This is a genomic window from Neobacillus drentensis, from assembly GCF_036962765.1.
GTDB lineage: Bacteria > Bacillota > Bacilli > Bacillales > Cytobacillaceae > Neobacillus > Neobacillus drentensis_C.
The window spans coordinates 26,459-29,460 of record NZ_JBALOS010000031.1; the positions used below are offsets into that span (position 1 = coordinate 26,459).

Below are 3,002 nucleotides of genomic sequence, written 5' to 3' on the forward strand. Positions count from 1 at the left end.
ATTTTTGCCAATCTAGGAATATTGGTAAAAAACACAAGATTTAACAACCAGTACATAAATTGGTAACATCTAATGAACGGAGCCGGCGTTCAAACCGATAACCTGACTCCTCCATTTTTTATCAAATTTCGTATTAACAGGTGTTCTTAGTGTCTCAAAATAAAACGTTTTGATTGAATTAATATTTGTTAAAATTAAATTATCGGCTATAGTGGAATTATTAATATTGAGTTATTTTTTGTTGACTTTATAAACTGTAAATATTAAAATTACATTAATCTTCTTGAGGAGGAAGCATCAAAGTGAATAGTGATTTTACGATAGCCGTCCATAGTTTAGTCTATTTAGCTTATTTACCAGATCATATGGCAAGCAGTGAGTCAATCGCTACCAATGTTTGTACCAACGCGGCACGGATTCGCAAGATCATGAGCTGTTTGCGCAATCATGGATTTGTTAAGACAAAAGAAGGTATTGGCGGTGGCTATATTCTCGACTGTAACTCTCAAGAGGTATCATTGGCAGATATTTATCGTACAGTTTCACGCGGAAGCTTAAAACCAAACTGGTGCACAGGAGATCCTGAGCAAAAATGTGTTATATCGTCAAATACCCAGGTGGTTATGGATCAAATTTTCAATGATGCTGAATTGTATTTTGAAAAATATTTAGAGAATATTACCCTTAGTAGTGTTTTAGAAAAAATTAAACATTGTCCATGATTTAGTTTTTTCTTTTAATTANNATATAGATGATATACTTTTTTTAAAAACCAAACTGTAACTTTTTTAATAACATTTAAGGGGTGTAAGGGACGATGGCCGATAAAAATCGATTTGAAAATGGGGATTGGGTACAGGGTAGGTCCAGAGATGGAGAACTGATTCACGGGTATGTTGAAACCGTAGACAGTCACAAAGGAATGCTACAAGTAAATGTGGTCGAAAGTGACAATGAAAATTCGATTGGAAAATCGATTTGGATTGTAAATAAACGGGCTGAAAAGCTGCCTGAGACAACTGGTAGAAATGAAAGTGAGCTCTTAGCTTTAATAGATTTGGCTTTACTATTTAAAGATGAGCAGTGGTTTAAGGAATTATCGGCGAAATTAGTATCTATAAAAAAAATTAAAGAAGTGCCTATCAAAAAATCTGAATTTCTAATCAGTGGAAACAGAATGAGGAATTTTGATGCAAAAAGGTAGTTTTCATACATTTGTCTGAGAGAACAATAAAGTTTTTTAAAATATTAAAATTATATTGGAGGAAAAAAATAATGGCAATTTCACACGTAACAGATCAAACTTTTGCTGCTGAAATGAAGGATGGATTGGTGTTAGTAGATTTTTGGGCTCCATGGTGCGGCCCTTGTAAAATGATTGCACCTGTGTTGGAGGAAATCGATGCTGAAATTGGTGACAAAGTTGGGATTATCAAACTTAATGTAGATGAGAACCCAGAAACAACAAGATCATTTGGTGTCATGAGCATTCCAACGTTGATTCTTTTCAAAGACGGTGTTGAAGTAGATAAGGTTATTGGCTTCCAGCCAAAAGAAGCTTTGACAGAATTAATTTTAAAGCACTCTTAATACTGAAAGAATTAGCTTTGAACGAAACGCTAAAAGATTGGATGAAGTTGTAGAGTGGGCAAAGTACTTTTTTGCCTGTGTTATCTAAATGAAAAAGCTGGAGGAGTAAAGACATGATGAATGTAAAATATGCACCATTATTTAAATCATTTACGATAGGAAAGGGGATTCAATTAAAAAATCGCATTGTCATGGCACCGATGACAAATTTCTCATCAAATCCTGACGGGACCGTCTCAGATGCGGAAGTCAAGTATTATGAACGACGTTCCAATGGCGTTGGGATGGTCATTACAGCATGTACCTATGTGACAATGAATGGTAAAGGATTTCATGGTGAATTTGGTGGAGACCGTGATGAAATGATACCAAGTTTGAGTCGACTAGCATCAGCGATTAAAGCTAAGGGTGCGAAAGCGATATTGCAAATCTTCCATGGCGGCCGCCAAGTTCCACCTGAATTAGTGGATGGTGATGTGGTAAGTGCTAGTGCAATTCCTTCAGAAGGTGAAGGAAAACCCGTTCCCCGAGCATTGACTGAAGAAGAGATTGAATCTATTATTCGCGATTTTGGAGAAACAACTCGACGAGCAATTGAAGCAGGTTATGACGGAGTTGAATTACATGGAGCCAATGGATACCTGATTCAGCAATTCTTTTCCCCTCATTCTAATCGTCGTGATGACCTATGGGGTGGCACTCTTGAAAAACGTCTAACTTTTCCGTTGGCGGTTGTTGATGAAGTAAAGAGAGTGGTTGCTGAATATGGGAAGGAGCCTTTCTTGGTTGGATACCGTTTTTCACCTGAGGAACCTGAAACACCTGGAATCACGATGGCTGACACATTAGCACTAATAGATGCACTTGCAGAAAAAGACCTTGATTATCTCCATGTTTCTTTGCTGGATTTCAGGTCAACACCTAAACGTGGAGTTGAGGATACACGTTCACGAATTGAAATCATTCAAGAGCGTGTAGGAGACCGAGTGCCAGTAATCGGTGTCGGTTCGATTTATTCAGCTGATGATGCCTTAAAAGCATTGGAAACGGGAGTCCCATTAATCGCACTGGGACGTGAACTAATTATTGATCCTGAGTGGGTGCAAAAAGTGGAACAAGGTAGAGAATCTGATATTGTCACCAAAATAAACAAGGATCATCAGCACGTGCTGGAAGTACCAGATCCCCTATGGCAGGCAATTATTCATTCGCCTGGATGGTTTCCGGGAGTAGAATAGATCAGTTGATTTAACAGGACAAAAATACTTTGTACTGGTACGTTATAGTACTGTAATATACATCTATTAATTTTTTCTTTTGATTCCTTCTTATTGGGAGACAAAAAACAAAAATGACACAAGGATTTTTCTTGTGTCATTTTTTACCTTTTTTATGTTAGGTAAGGTAAGGAC

General features: G+C 37.2%; 4 protein-coding genes. All 4 read left to right on the top strand.

The genetic code is table 11. The annotated features are described in order from the left end of the window. The first annotated feature begins 302 nt into the window (after nucleotides 1-302). On the top strand, nucleotides 303-722 hold the full coding sequence (locus tag V7137_RS05385; protein WP_335697105.1) for an RrF2 family transcriptional regulator: 420 nt from the start codon (nucleotides 303-305) through the stop codon (nucleotides 720-722). Nucleotides 723-817: 95 nt separating this feature from the next. Then, nucleotides 818-1,204, top strand: a complete 387-nt coding sequence (locus V7137_RS05390; protein ID WP_335697106.1) for an IDEAL domain-containing protein — start codon at nucleotides 818-820, stop codon at nucleotides 1,202-1,204. A gap of 71 nt (nucleotides 1,205-1,275) precedes the next feature. Beyond that, nucleotides 1,276-1,590 carry a thioredoxin gene (gene trxA / locus V7137_RS05395; protein ID WP_335697107.1) on the top strand — a complete coding sequence of 105 codons (315 nt, stop codon included), beginning with the start codon at nucleotides 1,276-1,278 and terminating at the stop codon, nucleotides 1,588-1,590. 113 nt (nucleotides 1,591-1,703) lie between these two features. Continuing rightward, nucleotides 1,704-2,828, top strand: a complete 1,125-nt coding sequence (locus tag V7137_RS05400; protein WP_335697108.1) for an NADH-dependent flavin oxidoreductase — start codon at nucleotides 1,704-1,706, stop codon at nucleotides 2,826-2,828. The last annotated feature ends 174 nt before the right edge of the window (nucleotides 2,829-3,002 follow it).

Coding starts and splice junctions, on each gene's coding strand:
- trxA (WP_335697107.1), top strand. CDS start 1,276: ATGGCAATTTCACACGTAACAGATCAAACTTTTGCTGCTGAAATGAAG.
- V7137_RS05390 (WP_335697106.1), top strand. CDS start 818: ATGGCCGATAAAAATCGATTTGAAAATGGGGATTGGGTACAGGGTAGG.
- V7137_RS05400 (WP_335697108.1), top strand. CDS start 1,704: ATGATGAATGTAAAATATGCACCATTATTTAAATCATTTACGATAGGA.